The organism is Streptomyces sp. LE64 (assembly GCF_052606915.1).
The window spans coordinates 3202632-3221432 of the sequence record NZ_CP199708.1 but is presented as its reverse complement, the minus strand read 5'-3'; the positions used below and the strand labels follow the sequence as shown (position 1 = coordinate 3221432).

The 18801-nt window shown below is 72.7% G+C and carries 14 protein-coding genes and 1 tRNA gene; 12 read left to right on the top strand and 3 right to left on the bottom strand.

Annotation, left to right across the window (positions count from 1 at the left end):
- Positions 1 to 7: 7 nt before the first annotated feature.
- The 7 genes from ACSMX9_RS14600 to ACSMX9_RS14570 all read left to right on the top strand — a co-directional run bounded on the left by ACSMX9_RS14600 (position 8) and on the right by ACSMX9_RS14570 (position 8808).
- Positions 8 to 595, top strand: a complete 588-nt coding sequence (locus ACSMX9_RS14600) for a DNA cytosine methyltransferase (RefSeq protein ID WP_445402735.1) — start codon at positions 8 to 10, stop codon at positions 593 to 595.
- A 1185-nt stretch (positions 596 to 1780) separates the two neighbouring features.
- Entirely contained in the window at positions 1781 to 2152 is a 372-nt protein-coding gene (locus tag ACSMX9_RS14595; RefSeq protein WP_366116360.1) for a hypothetical protein, read from the top strand.
- Positions 2153 to 2228: 76 nt separating this feature from the next.
- Complete coding sequence (locus ACSMX9_RS14590; RefSeq protein WP_445402734.1) at positions 2229 to 4322, top strand: hypothetical protein; 2094 nt, start codon at positions 2229 to 2231, stop codon at positions 4320 to 4322.
- 287 nt (positions 4323 to 4609) lie between these two features.
- Positions 4610 to 5563 carry a bifunctional DNA primase/polymerase gene (locus ACSMX9_RS14585; RefSeq protein WP_445402733.1) on the top strand — a complete coding sequence of 318 codons (954 nt, stop codon included), beginning with the start codon at positions 4610 to 4612 and terminating at the stop codon, positions 5561 to 5563.
- Positions 5564 to 5745: 182 nt separating this feature from the next.
- Positions 5746 to 6993: a DUF3631 domain-containing protein gene (locus tag ACSMX9_RS14580; protein ID WP_445402732.1), complete on the top strand. Its 1248-nt coding sequence runs from the start codon at positions 5746 to 5748 to the stop codon at positions 6991 to 6993.
- A 187-nt stretch (positions 6994 to 7180) separates the two neighbouring features.
- Entirely contained in the window at positions 7181 to 7372 is a 192-nt protein-coding gene (locus tag ACSMX9_RS14575; RefSeq protein ID WP_445402731.1) for a helix-turn-helix transcriptional regulator, read from the top strand.
- Positions 7373 to 7446: 74 nt separating this feature from the next.
- The gene (locus ACSMX9_RS14570; protein WP_445402730.1) at positions 7447 to 8808 is read left to right on the top strand and encodes a tyrosine-type recombinase/integrase; all 1362 of its coding nucleotides are present in this window, start codon (positions 7447 to 7449) and stop codon (positions 8806 to 8808) included.
- Between the two features lie 134 nt (positions 8809 to 8942).
- Here ACSMX9_RS14570 and ACSMX9_RS14565 read toward each other — a convergent pair.
- Together ACSMX9_RS14565 and ACSMX9_RS14560 are read right to left on the bottom strand one after the other, a co-directional pair.
- Positions 8943 to 9029, bottom strand: a tRNA-Ser gene (locus tag ACSMX9_RS14565).
- Positions 9030 to 9071: 42 nt separating this feature from the next.
- Positions 9072 to 10562, bottom strand: a complete 1491-nt coding sequence (locus tag ACSMX9_RS14560) for a trypsin-like peptidase domain-containing protein (protein WP_445402729.1) — start codon at positions 10560 to 10562, stop codon at positions 9072 to 9074.
- Positions 10563 to 10864: 302 nt separating this feature from the next.
- On the opposite strand from ACSMX9_RS14560, the gene ACSMX9_RS14555 reads away from it, so the two are divergent.
- The 3 genes from ACSMX9_RS14555 to ACSMX9_RS14545 all read left to right on the top strand — a co-directional run bounded on the left by ACSMX9_RS14555 (position 10865) and on the right by ACSMX9_RS14545 (position 13614).
- The gene (locus tag ACSMX9_RS14555; protein WP_445402728.1) at positions 10865 to 11713 is read left to right on the top strand and encodes a glycerophosphodiester phosphodiesterase; all 849 of its coding nucleotides are present in this window, start codon (positions 10865 to 10867) and stop codon (positions 11711 to 11713) included.
- A gap of 118 nt (positions 11714 to 11831) precedes the next feature.
- Positions 11832 to 12536 (top strand): ATP-binding protein, encoded by a 705-nt coding sequence (locus ACSMX9_RS14550; protein WP_445402727.1) that lies wholly within the window; start codon positions 11832 to 11834, stop codon positions 12534 to 12536.
- Positions 12537 to 12642: 106 nt separating this feature from the next.
- Positions 12643 to 13614 (top strand): DUF5926 family protein, encoded by a 972-nt coding sequence (locus ACSMX9_RS14545; RefSeq protein WP_445402726.1) that lies wholly within the window; start codon positions 12643 to 12645, stop codon positions 13612 to 13614.
- Positions 13615 to 14400: 786 nt separating this feature from the next.
- Here the strand turns inward: ACSMX9_RS14545 and ACSMX9_RS14540 are convergent.
- The gene (locus ACSMX9_RS14540; protein ID WP_445402725.1) at positions 14401 to 15063 is read right to left on the bottom strand and encodes a bifunctional DNA primase/polymerase; all 663 of its coding nucleotides are present in this window, start codon (positions 15061 to 15063) and stop codon (positions 14401 to 14403) included.
- A gap of 619 nt (positions 15064 to 15682) precedes the next feature.
- Between ACSMX9_RS14540 and ACSMX9_RS14535 the strand changes: the two genes are divergently transcribed.
- Together ACSMX9_RS14535 and ACSMX9_RS14530 are read left to right on the top strand one after the other, a co-directional pair.
- The gene (locus ACSMX9_RS14535; RefSeq protein WP_445402724.1) at positions 15683 to 17143 is read left to right on the top strand and encodes a PP2C family protein-serine/threonine phosphatase; all 1461 of its coding nucleotides are present in this window, start codon (positions 15683 to 15685) and stop codon (positions 17141 to 17143) included.
- 121 nt (positions 17144 to 17264) lie between these two features.
- Positions 17265 to 18785, top strand: coding sequence for an aminopeptidase P family protein (locus ACSMX9_RS14530; RefSeq protein WP_445402723.1), 1521 nt, complete (start codon positions 17265 to 17267; stop codon positions 18783 to 18785).
- The last annotated feature ends 16 nt before the right edge of the window (positions 18786 to 18801 follow it).

Sequence of the window (18801 nt, the reverse complement as noted above, 5' to 3'; positions counted from 1 at the left end):
AGCGGCCATGGGCTACTGGCTGGCGGGCTTCGACGTCGTCGGCGTCGACATCGCTCCTCAGCCCAACTACCCGTTCGAGTTCGTTCAGGCCGACGCCCTGGAGTTCGTCGCCGACCGCGGGCACGAGTTCGACCTCATCCACGGATCGTGGCCGTGCGAGCACTACGCCAACGTCACCAGGTGGCGCGGCAGGCCGGCCGACCACCCCGACCTGGTCCCGGACGGGCGACGCGTCATGGAATCGACCGGCCGTCCCTGGGTGATCGAGAACGTCCCCGAGGCTCCGGTCCGCCACGACTACCTGTTGTGCGGGACCCAGTTCGGACTCAACGTCCGCCGACACCGTGCCTTCGAGACGTCCTGGGGGACTACCGCGGACCTGGTGCCGCCCTGCTGGCACCACCGCGACCTGCTGCCGTTCGCGCACAAGAACGAACGCGCCTTCGCCGACGCCATGGGCTGCACCTGGATGACCAACCAGGAAGCCCGCAAGGCCATACCTCCCGCCTACACCCACCACATCGCCCTCCAGTACCTGCACACCTGCCTGCCGAGCGCCTACCCCGAGGAGACCCGCCATGGGCATGTGGCGTGACAAGACCCCGCGCAAGGGCGACGGGGGGTTCGTGGCATGACCGATACCGTCATTGAGGTGGTGCCTGAGGCGCCGCAGTCTCCTCCCGTTCCGGCTGCCGTCCCTGGCCCGGCGGTGTTGCCGGGGGTGCCCCTGGTGGTGGCTGGCGCGAACACGGTGGGTGCGATGGCTGCGGGGCTGACGTCGGTTGCCGGCCCCGCAGGGCTGGCAATCGCTGGTGCAGCGGTCGGTCTGGCAGGGGCCGCGGGGCTGGCCCGTCGCCTGACCCGTAAGGCGAAGTCCCCTTCGGCAAAGGCCCGTGCGACCACATCTGGGGTCCGACCCGCGTCTGCCAAGGGTGGCAAGCAGCACCCGCGTGGAAGCGGGGCGCGTGCTCCTCGGCCGCTGGCGTCGGTACTGGCCGCCGGCAACCCGCGTGCGGGTGTGCACCGGAGTTCGGCGCCCACGGTCCGTGCCCCGCAGGTCCCGCCCCGGGTGCCAGGGCAGAGGCCGCTTGCCTCTCGGACGTCACCGGGCGGTGTGGCCCCTGGCCGTGCTTCTGCATCCGGTCCGTTCCCTGGTGCTGGTCCTCGTGGGGTGCGTGCGCAGAAGACGCCGCGTGGGCGGGGCCGGGTTGGTGCGGGAAGCCAGCAGGCGAAGGCCGCTCCTACGGCTGGTGACCCGGGGCGGGGTTCATCGTGGCTGTCGGCTGGTGCTCAGGCACGGCAGCGGAAGGTTGCTGCGCGCTCTGAGCGGCGGGTGGCCAAGGGCGTGGCGAAGGCTCTGCGGGAGTCTGGGCTGGACGCGTCCGGGAGGCCGCGCGGGTCGTCGCCTTCGCGTGGGGGCGGTAGGGCTGAGCGGAAGGCGTTGCGCAGGTCGGCGGTGCGACACGGGGTCCGGTTGGCGGGTGCTGCTGTGGTGGCGGCCGGTGTCGGTGCCGTGTCGGGGCTGTGGAACGCGAAGCGGCCGGGTAAGGCCGTGGGCCACATGAGGGCGGTGTGGCGTCGGTTGGCGGGGCGGGCCCGGCGGGTTCGGGCCGCGCGGGACGCGGCGATCCGTGGCAAGGCGGCGCCGGGTCAGGTGCCGGTGCCGGACTCAACCGTCAGCAACCCCCGGCGCTCCAAGCCCCGGCAGAAGGCTCCCGTCCTTCCGGGACGGAACCCGGCGCGGATCGTGCCGGGCGGGACCGATCTTTCAGGAGGAAGCGTGTCCAACACCGGTACCCCCGCTCCGGGATTCACTCGGCTGTCCGAGGCGGCCGAGGTGATGCTCCAGGCCGCGTCGACGTTCGACCCGGACCACATGTCCGAGTTCCAGACCCTGGTGGACGACCTGCCCGACGCGATGTCCACGGTGCAGGAGACGCTGCGGGTGCTGGCCGAGCTGTCCGACGAGAAGTTGCCCGTGGACGCGCGGGTGGTGGAGGAGATCGGGGAGGGCTACCGGGCGATGAGCAAGGTCGTCGAGTCCCTGTCCGAGGTCGGTGTCATCTACCGGCGGGTCCACGCCGAGGACATCGAACGGAACGAGAACCCCCGCAACGGCGTCGACGGCGAACGTCGTTGGAACGTCTCCTGACCACCTGCGCCCCGTCCTGGGCCGGTCCCCGCGCACCGCGGGGACCGGCCCTTCCCCTTCTGCGAGGAGAGGTCACGTGAGTAGCAAGAACTCTGGGACACGGGTGGACTGGAAGGCGGGTCACGGCCTGCTGACCGGCACCCTGAACGCCACCGCCGGCACCCTGGTCACGACGGCGCTCGCGCACAGCGGCGGCATGCCCGCAGGGTGGGCCCTCGCCGCCGGGGCGGCCGGGGCCGTGGGCACGGCCACGACCGGTCTGCGCCGCCGGTTGACCACTGCCACGCTCACGTTCCGGGCCGGGTGCTGGACGGCGGCCGGGACCTGGTCGGCATGGGCGCTGGGCACCAGTGGACCGGTGTCGCTGGCCGCGCTCGGGGCCCTGACCGTGGGGGGCATCACCGCGGGCACCCTCGCCGCCGGGTTCGCCGCACACGAGGAGACCGAGCAGGCACGGCGGCGGACGCTGCTGTCCATCGGGACCCGGCGGGCGCTGGCCGTCGAGTGGATCGAGCGGATCGCCCGTGTCTGCCGCGTCGAGAACGTCTCGATCCCCGGCATCGAGCACTGGCCGTCCGGCATGGGCTACACCGTCGAGGTCGAACTCCCCGAGGGCGGCACGACCCGGCGGGCCATCGCGGACCGGGCCGACGCCCTGGCCTCCGACCTCGACCTACCCGACGGATGCGGACTCCAGGTCCTCCCGGGGGTGTCGCGCCGCCGAGTGCTGATCGAGGTGGCCACCCAGTCCTACCAGGGCCGTGAGCTTCCCTTCCCCGTCGATGAGATCGGGGAGACGACCACGGTCAACAACCCCGCTCCCATCGCGCTGCTCTCGGACGGGGGACGTTCCGAGCTGGACATGCGGCAGGCGTCCACCATCGTCACCGGGGCGACCGGCACCGGGAAGACGAACTGGCTCCACACCCTGATCGCCCGCCTGACCCAGACCAACGACACCCTGGTCTGGGTCATCGACCTCAACGGCGGCTCCCTCGGTCTCCCCTGGCTCCATGCCTGGCACCAGGCCCAGACCAGCGGCGACCCCGTCGCCGCCGCGGCGGTCCCGGTCCCGGGGGTCGACTGGTTGGCGTCCACCCCCGCCGAAGCGACGCTGATGCTGGAAGCGGCGGTGCGGATCGCGAAGGCCCGCAAGGTCACCTACCAGCAGCACATGCGCGCCGAGGACGACGACAAGCTCCCCGTCTCCCCCGACGTCCCGGAGATCGTGATCGTGGTGGACGAGGGGGCCGAGGTGTCCGCCACCCGCGAGGCCCGCGCCGTGATGGCCGGCATCTGCGAGGTCATCCGGATCGCCCGGGCCATGGCCATCCGTGCCGTGGTGTCCGTGCTCCGCGTCACCCAGGACGTCCTGCCGGACCCGATGGTGCGGAAGATGGCCTCCAACCGAGTCTGCACCGGAGCGACCGAGGACGCCGAGCTGGGGCACGTCTTCGGGTGGCGGGCCCTCTCGGCGGAGAACAGCTTCTCCGGGCCGGGGTCGATGCTCGTCGGTACCGAGGGCAAGCAGCCCAAGACCGCCCAGCAGTGGCGCATCACCCCCTCCGGCATCGAGACCGTCAGCACCACGACCGCCCTCCGCCGTCCCGCACTGGACGCCCCGTCCGCCACCGCGGCCGGCCCCGACTACACCAACCGCTGGACTCCGGACCGCTGCGGCCACCTCTGGCCCCACACCAGCACCATCGCCGCCGGCCCCGGCCCGGCCGCCACCGCGGGACCGTCCGAACCACGTTGGAAGGCCACCGCCGGATGGGACGAACCCCGCCCCACCCCGACCGTGGACACCCCCGACGCGGACGAACTCGAAGCCCTCTTCCAACTCCCCTCCGCCACCCGCGACACCGGCCCCGACAGCAGCACACCGCCGGACCCCGGCGCTGACTGGTCCGACCCCACCACCTGGACCACCAACCGGGACCTCAACAAGCCCGACGCACGCGAAGCCGCCCTCCGACTCCTCATCGACGCCGGCCCCACCGGCACCGGAGCCTCCGCGATGGAACGCGCCCTCAAGGACACCTTCGGCACCCGCCGCCCGGTCATCCAACGATGGCTGAAGGAGTGGGCCGAAACCGGTGAGATCACCCGCGTCGGCGAAGGCAGCAAAGCCCGCTACGTCCACCGCCAACACCACACCGACACCTGACCCCACCCCCACCTGTCACCCGACCCGAACACCCCGACCATCACCACCCCACAGCCCACAAACCCCCCTGTGACCTGCGGATTACAGGTGACAGACAGGTGACAGTGACAGGCCGAGAACAGGCACAGGTGACAGGCAAGTGACAGGCGCTCCGCCCCGTCTCCAGCCGCCCATGCCAACGGCACCATCAACCACCGCTGATGCAAGACGGGCGGCCCCCATCCGCCAAGAACCGGGGCCGCCCTCAACCCAACCAGCCCACTACAGACCTGTTGGAGGTCTCCAGCATGACCCATCAGCCCCCTTCCGGGGGAGAGATCGGCGGGTTGCCGTCGATCGATCTGCCGGGCCTGGGCCTGCTCGCCCACGCCATCGCCGCCGCCGGGCGCGGCTGGCCCGTCTTCCCGCTCCGCCCTCGTGACAAGCGGCCCGCCGGGCACCCCGAACGGTCCTGCCCCCGCACCGGCCGGTGCGCGACCGGGCATCGCACCCCCGAGCAGCGCGCCACCACCGATCCCGACCTGATCACCGCCGCGTGGACCCACGCCCCCTACAACGTGGGACTGGCCACCGGCCCGGCCGGGCTACTCGTCGTCGACCTCGACACGGTCAAGGCGACAGACGAGAAGGGAACGCCTGACGGCGTCACCACCTTCGAGGCGCTCTGCGAGCGCGCCGGACACGCCGTCCCCCTCACCCACCGCGTCCGGACCGCACGCGGCGGAACCCACCTGTACTTCACCCAACCCACCGGCGCCCGACTCCGCAACACCGCCGGGAAGCTCGGGCCACGGATCGACACCCGTGGGTGGGGCGGGTACGTCGTCGCCCCCGGCTCCACCACCCCGGCCGGCACCTACGAACTCCTCGACAGCCGACCTCCCGCGCCACTGCCCGACTGGCTCCACACCACCCTCACCACCCCCCGCACCTCGAACCCGGCTCCGGCCGCGGTGGCCGCGCTGGGGAACGGGCGCCGTGTCGCCGAAGTGGCCCTGGAACGGGAGACCGCCGCCGTCCGCTCCGCCCAGGAAGGCGGAAGGAACACGCGGTTGCTCGCGTCCGTGAGGGCGGTGGGACGGTTCGTCGCATGCGGGGACATCCCCCGGCACGTGGCCGAAGAGGCTTTTCAAGCGGCGGGGGAAGCGGCGGGACTCACCGCGTCCGAGTGCCGGTCCACGATCCGCAGCGCCCTCGACTGGTCCATCCGCACCGCCCGCCCCCGGCAGGCCGTCGCATGACCACCCCCGAACCCCCGCCCTTGAAAAGCCCCACCCTCACCGCGGACCGACCCGCACCCGCCGAACCGGCATCGCCCTCGGGCGCCGTGGGCGCCGGGGAGGTCGTCGCCGAAGGCGTCCCTTCTAGCTCTGGCTCCGACCCGCACCCGGCCAACCACGCTCCCGCCCGGAGGAACACCCGCATGCCCGAGCCCATCGACGGCGCCGCCCTGCTCGCCGAGGTCGAGGCGTTCCACCGCCGGTTCAACGTCTTCCCGACCGAGCACGCCTACGTTGCGGTTGCCTTGTGGGACGCGCACGCGCACCTGATCGATGCGTTGGACGGCACCGCCCGGATCGCGTTCCTAAGCCCCGAGCCGGGATCGGGCAAGTCCCGTGCGCTGGAGATCATCGAGACGCTGACCCCGAGGGCGGTGGCGACGGTGAACGCGTCCGCGAACGCGCTGTTCCGGCTGGCGGCAGCCGACGAGGGCCCGCCGACGTTGCTGTTCGATGAGATCGACACTGTGTTCGGGCCGAAGGCAGGCGGGAACGAGGAGGTCCGGGGGTTCCTGAACTCCGGTTACCGGCGTGGGGCGAAGTCCCTGCGCTGTGTCGGGGAGGGCTCGGAGCAGAAGCCGGGTTGGTTCGGCTCGTTCTGCGCGGTGGCTATGGCCGGACTGGGTTCGCTGCCGGACACGATCCTGACCCGGTCGGTGATCATCCGTATGCGGAAGAAGGCCCCGAACGAGACGTGCGAGCCCTACCGCCGCCGTGTCCACGAGAAGCAGGGGCACGTGCTGCGGGACCGACTCGCGGAGTGGACCGCGACCATCCACGACCACATCGCGCAGGCGTGGCCGGAGATGCCCGACGGGGTCACCGACCGTCCCGCGGACGTGTGGGAACCCCTGCTCGCCGTCGCGGACGCGGCCGGGGGTGACTGGCCAGAGCGAGCCCGCGCCGCCTGCGTCGCCCTCATCAAGGCCGCCTCCGACGGCAATCAGGCGTCCCTCGGGGTGAAGCTCCTCACCGACCTCCGCGACCGGGTGTTCTGCGGCGTCGACCGCATGCCCACCGCCGCCATTCTCGAAGTGCTCCTCCAACTCGACGACGCCCCGTGGTCCGACCTCAGCGACGACGGACAAACCGCCAGGCCGCTCACCGCCCGCGCCCTGTCCAAGTTCCTGAGCCAGTACGTCCGCCCCGACAACACCCCGATCAAACCCCGAGGCATCCGCGTCGGCAGCACCACCCCCAAGGGCTACTACGCGGACGACCTCAGCGACGCCTGGGCCCGCTACTGCCCCCCTCCCCCCGGAGAACCCGCAACGTCCGCCACAACCGCAACATCGCAGGTCAGCGTCGGTGAATACGTGGCGGAAACCCTTCCTGACAGCCGCCACACGTCCACGGAAACCGACACACGGGCCCTGCCCAGCGTCGGCTGACCTCACCCACATCCACCAGGTGCCACCGCGCCCCCGCGCGGCGGCACCTATCCGCAACACAACCGCTATCCGCCACAACCACACGCCCCTGACCTGCGATGTTGCGGCGTGGCGGATGTTGCGGACTCTCCAGGTGAAAGCCGGAGCCATCCAGCTCTCGCCTATCACAACTCATCGGGAGAACCACGTGGCCAACCCCAGGATGCTCAAACTCCCCGAAGTCCTCGAAGAGATCGAGATGAGCCGCGCTGCCTTCTACCGCATGCGCGCCCGCGGCAAGGCCCCCAAGCTCATCAAGCTGCCGAACGGGCACCTCCGCTGCCGCCGCTCCGACCTCGACGCCTGGTGGGAGAGCAACGAGATCACCGACGCCGCCTGACTGTTCACCGACCCGAGGGGGCCCGCCATATGGCGGGCCCCCTCTCTGCGAGGAGCACAATGCACAGCTATGACGTGCGCATTTGGAACGTCCGGAAGCGTTCCAGCAAGGCTGCCCCGTTCCAACTGCGCTGGCTGGTCCACGGGCAGGAGTACCAGGAGAAGTTCGCGACCAAGACGCTCGCGGACGCCCGCCGTGCCGAATTGCTGACCGCGGCCCGCAAGGGGGAGCCGTTCGACACGGAGACCGGGCTGCCCGTCTCGGAGGTGCGTGAGCGGAACCGCACGAGTTGGTACGCCCACGCCCGTGCGCACGCCGCGCGGAAGTGGCCGACCGCGGCGGCGAAGCACCGCGCGAGCATCGCGGAGAGTCTGGCCATCGCCACGATGGCCCTGTGTCCGGACGGGAAGGGACGGCCGGCGGAAGACCTCTTGCGCCGCGCGCTCTACCAGTGGGGGTTCAACGCGGGGCGGCATGGCCAGGACCCCCCGGAAGCGGAGGCCAAGGCACTGGCGTGGGTGGAGGGGAACTCCCCGGCCGTCGTCGATCTGGACAGCGCGAAGCGCGTCCGCGTGGTGCTGGAGCACCTGGCCAAGCTCACGAACGGCAAGGCGGCCGCGGCGAACACGTTCCGGCGTCGCCGTGCGGTGTTGAGCAACTGCCTGCGCCTCGCGGTGGAGCAGGAGTTGTTGGCCGGCAACCCCCTGCACCGGGTGCACTGGGAGACTCCCAAGGCGGTGGAGGAGCTGGACGCCCGCAGCGTCGCCACGCCCGCGCAGGCACGACGGCTGCTGGACGCTGTTCGCGCGCAGGGTCCGCGCGGCGCCCACCTGGTCGCGTTCTTCGCGTGCATGTACTACGCCGCGCTCCGGCCGGAAGAGGTGTCCATGCTCAGCGCTGACCAGTGCGAACTGCCCGCGGAGGGTTGGGGTCGGCTTGTGCTCGCCGGCGCCCGGCCGCAGGTTGGGTCCGCGTGGACCGACGACGGCAAGCCGTACGAAGAACGGCAGCTCAAGCACCGGGCCCGCCGTGCCGTCCGGCCGGTACCCATTCCGCCGGTCCTGGTCGCGATCCTGCGCGCCCACCTCGAAACGGCCGGCACCACGGCCGAGGGCCGTCTGTTCAGCGCGGTCCGGGGCGGGCCCGTCCGGTCGCAGGAGTACGGGGCGGTGTGGAAGGAGGCCCGCCGGAAGGCGCTCACCGCCTCGCAGGTGGCCTCTCCCCTGGCTGCAATCCCGTACGACCTGCGGCATGCCTGTGTGTCGTTCTGGCTCCGTTCCGGGGTGAGCCTCGCCGAGACCGCCCGGCGGGCCGGGCAGAGCGTGGCGGTGCTCCAGCGCTACTACGCCAAGGTCCTGGACGGCGAGGAAGAGCGGATGAACGGCCTGATCGAGCTGGGTTTGGCAGAGCAGGAGGAGGAAGTCGAAGGACCGTAGACCCTGGCCGCAGGTTGGCCGCACGCCCTGGTCACCCCCGGGATACGGGCGGCTCGGGGTGAGACACCCCGAGCACGCGGAAGGGGTACCCCGATCCGGGGCACCCCTTCTGACCTGCGTGTCTGTTACCTCTGCGGAGACGGTGGGATTTGAACCCACGGTGACATCGCTGCCACGACGGTTTTCAAGACCGTTCCCTTCGGCCGCTCGGGCACGTCTCCCCGCACCGCCCGTGGGGGCGGCGCGGGGACCAGGGTATCGGGTCAGCTGCTGTCGCCCTTGCGTTCACCCAGGACCAGGTCGACCGTGCGTTCCTTGTTGTCGCGCTCGTAGGTGATTTTGACGGTGTCGCCCGGCTGGTGGGTCCAGATCTCGCCGATCAGGGTGGGGCCGCTGTCGATCACCGTGTCGTTGAGCTGGGTGATGACGTCGCCCGCCTGGAGTCCGGCCTTGTCGGCCGGGCCGCCCGGGGTCACCGAGTCCGAACCGCCGGCGCCCTCCTGGGTGATGGTGGCCCCGTCGCCGTTCTCCTCCAGCGAGACGGAGGCGCCGATCACCGCGTACACGGGCTGGCCGGTCTTGATGAGGGTCTGGGCGACGTTGGTGGCCTGGTTGATCGGGATCGCGAAACCGAGGCCGATGGAGCCGGCCTGTCCGGCGCCGCCCATGCCGCTCCCGGCGGACTGGATCGCCGAGTTGACGCCGATGACGGCTCCCCGGGCGTCCAGGAGGGGGCCTCCGGAGTTGCCGGGGTTGATCGAGGCGTCGGTCTGCAGGGCGCTCATGTACGAGGCCTTGCTGTTGCCTCCGTCGCTGGAGGCGACCGGGCGGTCCTTGGCGCTGACGATGCCGGTGGTGACCGTGTTGGAGAGGCCGAAGGGGGCGCCGATGGCGATGGTGGAGTCGCCCACGGCGACCTTGTCGGAGTTGCCGAGCGGCAGCGGCTTGAGGTCGCCCGGGGCGTTCTTCAGCTTGAGGACGGCGACGTCGTACCCCTGGGCCCGGCCGATGACCTCCGCGGCGTACTTCCTGCCGTTGGAGAAGGTCGCGGACACCTCGCCGTTGTCGGCCGCGGAGGCCACCACGTGGTTGTTGGTGAGGATGTGGCCCTGGCGGTCGTAGATGAAGCCCGTTCCGGTGCCGCCCTCGCCGTCGCCGCCCTTGGCGTCGATCGTGACGACGCTGGGCAGGGCCGTGGCGGCGACCGCGGCCACGGTGCCGGGTTCGCGCTTGAGCTCGGACGGGCCGTCGGAGGCGGCGACCGTCGTGGAGTTGCTGGAGTCGTCGTTGTTCTTGGCGGCCTGGTAGCCGAGTCCGCCGCCCAGGGCGCCGGCGAGGAGCGCCGCCGCGGCGACCGCGGCGACCAGGCCGCCCCGGCGGCGGCCGGGCGGCTTCCCGGGGGTCCCGGCTTCGGGGGCGGGGTACGAGGAGCCCCAGCCCCCGCCGCCGGCCGCGGTGTAGGCGGGCACGGCGGGCGGTGGCCACTGCTCGGAGACCGGCGAGGGGGCGACCGGCGCGGCGAAGGGCGGTCCCTCCGGTGCGCCGACCGGCTGGGCCGCGGGCGGCTGCGGCGGCGGGTAGGAGGCGTACGCCGGTGCGGCCGGCGGTGCGGCCGGGAGGGGCGGCTGCGCGGTGGGCGCCCCACCGGGGACGGCCGCCGGCTCGGGCGCGTCGGTCGGTGCGGCAGGGGTGGACGGGGCGCGGTGGGCCGGGGCTTCCGGGGTTACCGGTGTGCCCTCGTGCTCGGTGCTCACAGCTCTGTCTCCTCGGTCCACGAGTCGGTCAACGGTTCGTCGGCCACGCCTTGACGTCCCGGCGTCACTGCCCTGATCCGCTGGCGGTCCGCTCCCGTCCGCCCACGGCCGTTCCCGGTCTGCGAGGGAAGCGGTCCCACGTAGCTTTTCCTATGGGGCATCAGGGCACCATAAGCCGATCCTGTGCGTACGATGACATTCTTTATGCCAGACATATTGGACACGTCGACGAGAGGTCCCCCGGCCGGGCGAGATCACCGGTCGGTCCCGCCCGGGTGGCCTCCGGATGGCACGATGACGCGGTGACCCACGTACCCCGGCCCCCGGCACGGTCCGTCCAGGTGGTCGCCCACCGGGGCGCCTCCGAGGACGAGCCGGAACACACCCTGGCCGCCTACCGGAAGGCCGTCGAGGACGGCGCGGACGCCCTGGAGTGCGATGTGCGCCTCACCGCCGACGGCCACCTCGTCTGCGTGCACGACCGTCGCGTCAACCGTACGTCGAACGGTCGCGGTGCGGTGTCCGCGCTGGAGCTCGCCGAGCTGGCCGCGCTCGACTTCGGCTCCTGGAAGCGCAGCTCGGCGGGGCGCGAGGGCCCCGGCTGGGAGGAGAGTCCGGACTGGGAGGCCGCGCCGGACCGGGCGGACACCTCCGTCCTCACCCTGGAACGGCTGCTCGAACTGGTCACCGACGCCCCGCGCCGGGTCGAGCTGGCCATCGAGACCAAGCACCCCACCCGCTGGGCCGGTCAGGTCGAGGAGCGCCTCCTCGAACAGCTCCGGCGGTTCGGACTGGACGCCCCCCGGAGCCCGGAGGAGTCCGCGGTGCGGGTCATGAGCTTCTCGGCCCGCTCGCTGCACCGGGTGCGGGCCGCCGCTCCCGCGCTGCCCACGGTGTACCTCGCCCAGTTCCTCACCCCCCGGCTGCGCGAGGGACGGCTGCCGCGCGGCGTGCGGATCGCCGGCCCGTCCGTGCGGATCGTGCGCAACCACCCGGAGTACGTGGCCAGGCTCCGGCGCGCCGGGCACCGGGTGCACGTGTGGACCGTCGACGACCCCGCCGACGTGGACCTCTGCCTCCGGCTCGGCGTCGACGCGATCATCACCAACCGCCCCCGACAGGTGCTCGCCCGGCTCGGCCGGGGCGGCTGAGGCGCTCCTGCCGAGCCCCCTGCACGCCCCCCGTGGAGCGCTGCGCCCGGCGGCCGGGGAGGCCCTCTTCCTCACGGGGTGTGCGCCAGCGCGTTCGCTCCGTGTTCCCCGCACAGGAGTGCGTCATCGGAGCCGAGCGGGTCGGTTTCCGGTCCAGTCCAATGGGGCATCCACACCGTGGCGTGGGGCGAAGGAGGTCTCGGGGGTGGCGTTGATGGTGGCACAGAAGGTGCCCACGTCGTCGAGCATGGCCGTACCCCACGGCCCTGCGGGCGTGGGAGCGGCGAGGCGCCGGATGCGGACGCAGCTCCGCGGCGGCGGGGTGCCGGAGACGGTCGTCGACGACGCGGTGCTGATCCTTTCGGAACTGTTGAGCAACGCGTGCCGGCACGGTCGGCCGCTGGGCGATGCCCTCGCGGGCGACGGCGAGGTCAGGGCCGCGTGGCGGGTCGACGCGGCGGGCAGGTTGACGGTCGAGGTGACCGACGGCGGCGGCCCGACCCGCCCCGTGCCGTCGACGCCTTCGGTCACCGCCCACGGGGGCCGCGGGCTCAACATCATCACGGCGCTCGCGGACGACTGGGGCGTGCGCGACGACGCCCGCGGCGAGGTGACCGTCTGGGTCGTGGTGCGCGACGGCGTGCGGCCGGCGGCTCCGCACGACGGTTTCGCTACGCGCGTCACCGCACCTCCGCGGGACGGGAGCGCCGGTGCCGAGCCGGACTTCGACGGGGCCCTGCACCGCGATGCGCTCGACGTCTTCGAACGCTTCGGCTCCCTGGAACGGGTGGACCGCCTCGGCACCTTCGACCCCCTGGACTGACCCGGCCGGGCCCCGGTGGGGGCGCGCGGCGCCGGGGCGGGGCCGCAGGGGGGAGCGGATAGGCTCGCGGGGTTACGAGACCAGCCGTGATCGGGAGACACGCACCATGGCCAAGAAGCGCCCCCAGACCAAGGCCAAACCCCGCTCCGCAGGCGTCGACGACCGGGAGGTCCCCGTCGTCGGAGCCCGGGAGCCCTGCCCCTGCGGATCGGGGCGGCGGTACAAGGCGTGCCACGGTCGGGCCGCCTCCCAGGCCGCGACGGAGCTGGTCCAGCGGCCCTTCGAGGGACTGCCCGGCGAGGCCGACTGGGTGGCGCTGCGCGAACTGGTGCCGGCGGCCACGGTGGAGCTGACGCTCAAGGAGGGCCTGCCCGAGGGCGTGCCCTCGGTGACCCTGGCCACGGTGCTGCCGATGGCCTGGCCCGCACTGCGCCGGGACGACGGCGCGGTGCTGCTCGGCGTCCAGAACGACATCTCCTCCGGTGACCTCAGCCGGGACCTGGCCGACACCCTGTTGCGGGCGCTGGAGACGGCGCCGGGCTCCCCCGTGCAGGGCCGCCGGGTTCCCGCGGACGGGCCGCGGCTCCAGGACCTGCTCGCGCCGGACGGCGCCTTCGTGCCGGTCGTGCACCCGGGCTTCGAGTTCTGGGTGCCGGACGCGCAGAACGCGGCCCCGGACGTCGCGGCCTCGCTGGAGCGCGCCAACGAGGCCGCCATCCCCACGGTCAAACTGACCGGAGTGGAGGCCGCGTACTGGTGCGAGACCCCGGAGAAGAACCACCTGCGCTGGGTCATGCCGCATCCGGAGGAGCAGCTCCTCGACGCGCTGGCCCGGCTGCACGCCGCGGGGGAGTCCTCGCTGGGCGAGGGCACCCGGCTGGTCGGGTCCTTCCGGGCGCACGGGTTGACGGTCCCGGTGTGGGACCTGCCCCGGGGGGTCGCCGCCGGGGACGTCGAGGGGCCCGCGGTCGCGTTCGCCGAGCGGCTGCGCGCCGCGCTGGACGTGGACGCCCCGCTGGACGCCGGGGAGCGCCGGGCTCGCGGGGGCCTCACCAACCGTCAGGTCACGTTGAGTTAGAACCGCATGTCGCGACGGGGGGCGACTTCCGGTCGTTCCCCCTCGGCCCCCGCCGCCACCCGCGCCGCCCCGCGCCGGGCGCACGGCGCGCGCACTCCCGCGGATGCCGGTCACTGACCGACCAGTCAGCAGGAGAACGGGGTGACTCCTGTCACAACTGCCCGCACGGGGGCAGGAATCGCTGTCCGAATAGGCGACATCGAATTTGCGAACCGGCGATCTCTTGTTACGGTTCAGGTAGCCCGGTTGCTGGTGCATCCCCCGTCGCCAGCAACCGGGCGCTCTCATGTCCGCGTCTCGTCGACGGGCGCCACGGGAGCCGACTCCTCTCCCACCAGCACCTCCAACTGCCTTCCCGCCCGGCATAGTTGTCATGAACACCGGTACGGGGCGCATCACGGCGGGTCCCACCGTCCGGTGACGTCAAGGCCGTTCGTCCGGTGCTGAGCGAACCACCGCCCCCGGCACCGCCGCTCACCGCATCCGGGCGGGCGACGCTCCCGCTCCGGCACCCTGCGGCCCGGGCCCGGCCGCACCACCTTCGGAATCGGCCAGATCCACGAGACCCGAAACATCCGGAGTTCCCGGAGGCACGGACCCCCCGGGCACGCGCCGCCCCGCTTCCGACCGCGCCCGGCACACGCCGCCGCGCACCGCGTCCACCCACCGCACGCCGGCGCACCCGTCGATACGGAGCGTGTTCACGACGGACGGCACGCATCGCCCCGGACGTGGTGGCGGCCCCGAGGGTTCCCTCGGGGCCGCCACCACGTCCGTCCCGCCAGGCTACGCCTCGGGGGCGTTCACCTCCGCCCGGACCAGGGCGTCCACCACCCCGTCCACGACGGCCTCGACGTCCGGCACCCACGGTCGGGCCGAGCCGGGCAGCGGCGCCCGCTCCCACCGCACCTGCCCCGTGCCGGTCCCCGAGGGCGGCAGGGCGAGGTAGCCGCCCTCACCGTGGAACCGGAGCGAGCCCGGAACGTGGTCCTTCGCGTAGAGCAACTCCCCCAACCGCTCCAGGGAGTACGGGGCGACGAGCAGCGCCCAGCGGTCCGGGGAGGCGATGACCGGGCCCAGCCGGATGCCCGTCCGGTCGAGGGCCGACAGGGCCCGCGCCGCCGCGGCGGCCGGCAGGCTCACCGCGCAGGGTGCGCCGCCGCCGGTCGCCAGCAGCACCGGCGCCGCGGGACGGTTGGTCCACCACCAGCGCACCATCCGCCCGTCCGTGGTGGCGGCGAGCAGCCCGGGGTCCAAGGGGTGCGCCCCGGGCGCCGCGCACTCCGGCTCCGGGCAGGAGCAGCCGGCGCCGCGCGGCCCGACCCCCGCTCCCGGGAGCACGGGCCACCGCCATCGCGTCGCGAAGGTGAGGGCCGCGCCGATCACTTCGGGCTGCCCGTCGTCGTGCTTGAACAGGTGCCCTCGTCGCCTTCCGAGGATCTCGCGCATGAGCGCTCGTTCCTTTCCTTGAACACCGAAGACCACATCACAGTACGTGTCGATCAGTTAACCGTGCGTACGAGACGGCTGTTCGCCGTGTGCGCGTACGGGCGCGCCTTGACCCCGCCGGCGGGCAGGGGTCACCCCGAGGGGCCGATCCTTGGGTGCGGCCGTTGCGCTGCCGCGTCGGTCTGGAGCATGGCCGTGGTGTGGGCGGCGGCATGGGTCTGTGCCGTCACGCGTTGCTCTCGCCGCTTGTGCCACGGGGATGGGGCACGGTCACTGCTGGTGATGACGCCCGGTTCCGCCGCCAGGTTCCCGGGTCACGGCTCCGTGCGCCGGACCGTTCCTGGCCTTCACCGATTACGTACCCATCAGAACCGCTATGACGCTCGGTTGAACAATGCCAGTCGACCGCAATAGGCCGTTCCCATGGTCTGTTTTTTGCCAACTTCACTTGCCCTCACCCTTCCTCGAATACCTCACGGACACCAGGGATACCGGCAGGACAATGCTGGACATCCCCTCTCCACTGCGTGTAGATGTGGAGACATTGTCGGCACCGCGGGAATGACAGGGGGTTTGCGATGCTATTCAGCAATACGCACCACCCCGGGAATCGGACTCCATGACCACACCCCCCTCACCGAAAGTGGCCGGAATCGATTCTGCCGTTCCGGCCCCCACCCACACTGCCGCGCCACTCGGCCTCGGCCCGCTCACCGCACCTCCGCACACCGGCACCCCCGCCGACCCCACCGGTCCCGCGTCCGTCGCGGACGGGGCGCACCCCGGCGCGGCGGGCGCGGTCCCCCCGGCCGGCGCGGCCCTCCAGGACCGGCTGGCCGGCTGGGTCTTCGACCTCAGCACGCTGCACGAACTCACCGAACGGCTGACGCGCACGGCGACCGTGACCGAGGCCCTGCACGAGGTGCTGGCCGCCGGGGCCGCCCTGGTGGGCGCCCGTCGCGGACTGGTCGTCCTGGAACCGTCGGACGGCCTGGGGCCCGACACCACGGTGGGCTGGGGCCTGGCCCGAGCCGACCTCGGCCACATCGAGACGGTCCCCCGGGGCTCGACCTCCTACGGCCTGATCCTGGACTCCACCGGCGGTGACCGCGAGATCAGCCGGCCCGACCTGCTGGCCGACGACGGCCTGGACCCGCGCCACCGCGAGGTCGCCGCCCGGCTCGGCTACGCGGCCAGCTACGCACTGCCGTTGACCGCTCGGACCATGGGACGTCTGGGCGCCGCGGTGTGGTTGTACGACGAGCCCGCCCAACCGGTCGAGCGCCAGCGCCACTTGGCGGGGCTGTACGTCCGTCAGGCCGGCGAGCACCTCGCCCGGCTGCTCGAACTGGAACGGGCCCGCTCCGCCGCCGCGACCCTGGTCGGAGAACTGCTGCCGCAGCGGTTGGCCCGGGTGCCCGGCGTGGACCTCGCGGTGCGCCACCACAGCGGTCCGCGCGGCGGCGGGGACTGGTTCGACGCGCTGCCCCTGCCGGACGGAGCGCTCGGCCTCGCGGTCGGTGCGGTCAGCGGATCGGGGCCCGGCGCGGTCGCCGCGATGGGCCGACTGCGGGCCTCGCTGCGCGCCTACGCCGTGATGGAGGGCGAGGACCCGGTGGCGGTCCTCTCCGACCTGGAGCTGCTGCTGCGGCTGACCGAACCGGCCCGCGGGGCGACCGCGCTCTTCGCGTACTGCGAGCCCGCGGCGCGCCGGATCGTCCTGGCCGGCGCCGGCCACTGCCCGCCCCTGCTCGTCGGCGAACGACGGACCGAGTACGTCGAGACCTCGCTGTCCGCCCCGCTGGGCATGCTGGCCTGCTGGGAGGCGCCGAGCGTGGAGGTGCGCCCCGCACCAGGAGAAACGGTGCTGCTGTTCACCGACGGGTTGCTCCGGCGCACCGGCGAGCCCATGGACCGGGCCTTCGCCCTGCTGCACGCGGCGGCGGCCGGCGTACCGCAGGCGGTGCGGACCGACCCCGGGGCGATCGCCGACCACGTGCTGCGGACGGTGCTGCCGCAGGGCTGGGAGGACCCGGACAGCGACGAGGACGTGGTGTTGCTGGCCGCCCGCTTCGGCTGAGCCGAGCGGCACCCCGGCCGCCCCGGCACCCGCCCGGCCGCTTCCGACCGCTTCCGGCCGGGCCCCTTCCGCACGACCGTACGATGGAGGGGGTCCAAAGCCGCATCCAAGGAGGAAGACCGTGTCGGAGGAGCTCAACCCGGAGACCGCAGAAACACCCGTGGACCCGGCGAACCCGGCGGAACAGGGCGTAGCGGACGCTGCGGAGGGCACCGGGGAAGAGGAGCCGATCGCGCAGCGCAAGAACGGGCTCTACCCGGGCGTATCCGATGAGCTGGCCGAAAACATGCGATCGGGGTGGGCGGACACGGAACGACAGGACCTCGCGCCGATCGCGCAGGCGACCGAGACGGCGGCCCGCCGCGCGGCCCTGTCCGCACGCTTCCCCGGTGAGCGCCTCGTCATTCCCGCGGGGAAGCTGAAGACCCGCTCGAACGACACGGACTACCCCTTCCGCGCCTCGGTCGAGTACGCCTACCTCACCGGCAACCAGACCGAGGACGGCGTCCTGGTGCTGGAGCCCACCGACGCCGGTCACGAGGCGACGATCTACCTGCTGCCCCGCTCCGACCGGGAGAACGGCGAGTTCTGGCTCGACGGCCAGGGCGAGCTGTGGGTGGGCCGGCGCGACTCGCTCGCCGAGGCCGGCCGGCTGTACGGCATCCCCGCCGACGACGTCCGCACCCTGCCGGACGCGCTGCGCGCGGCCACCGGCCCGGTCCGGGTGCTGCGCGGCCAGGACGCGGGCGTCGAGGCCGCCCTCACCGACAAGGTGACCGCCGAGCGCGACGAGGAGCTGCGGGTCTTCCTCTCCGAAGCCCGGCTGGTCAAGGACGCCTTCGAGGTCGGCGAGCTACAGAAGGCCGTGGACTCGACCGTGCGCGGCTTCGAGGACGTCGTCAAGGTGCTCGACCGGGCGCGGGCCACCAGCGAGCGCTACATCGAGGGCACCTTCTTCCTGCGGGCCCGGGTCGAGGGCAACGACGTCGGCTACGGCTCCATCTGCGCCTCCGGCGCGCACGCAACCACCCTGCACTGGGTCCGCAACGACGGCCCCGTCCGGGCCGGCGACCTGCTGCTGCTGGACGCGGGCGTGGAGACGCACACCCTCTACACCGCCGACGTCACCCGCACCCTGCCGGTCGACGGCACCTTCACCGCGCTCCAGAAGAAGATCTACGACGCGGTGTACGACGCCCAGGAGGCCGGGATCGCCGCGGTGCGGCCGGGTGCCAAGTTCCGCGAGTTCCACGACGCGTCCCAGCGGGTGCTGGCCGAGCGGCTGGTCGAGTGGGGCCTGGTCGAGGGCCCCGTGGAGCGGGTGCTCGAACTGGGGCTCCAGCGCCGCTGGACGCTGCACGGCACCGGTCACATGCTCGGCATGGACGTGCACGACTGCGCCGCCGCCCGCACCGAGACCTACGTGGCGGGCACCCTGGAGCCGGGCATGTGCCTGACGGTGGAGCCGGGGCTGTACTTCCAGGCCGACGACCTCACGGTGCCCGAGGAGTACCGGGGCATCGGCGTGCGGATCGAGGACGACATCCTGGTCACCGAGGACGGCAACGTGAACATGTCGGCGGCGCTCCCGCGGCGCTCCGAGGAGATCGAGCGGTGGATGGCCGGCCTCCAGCGCGGCTGAACCGGACGCCGACGCC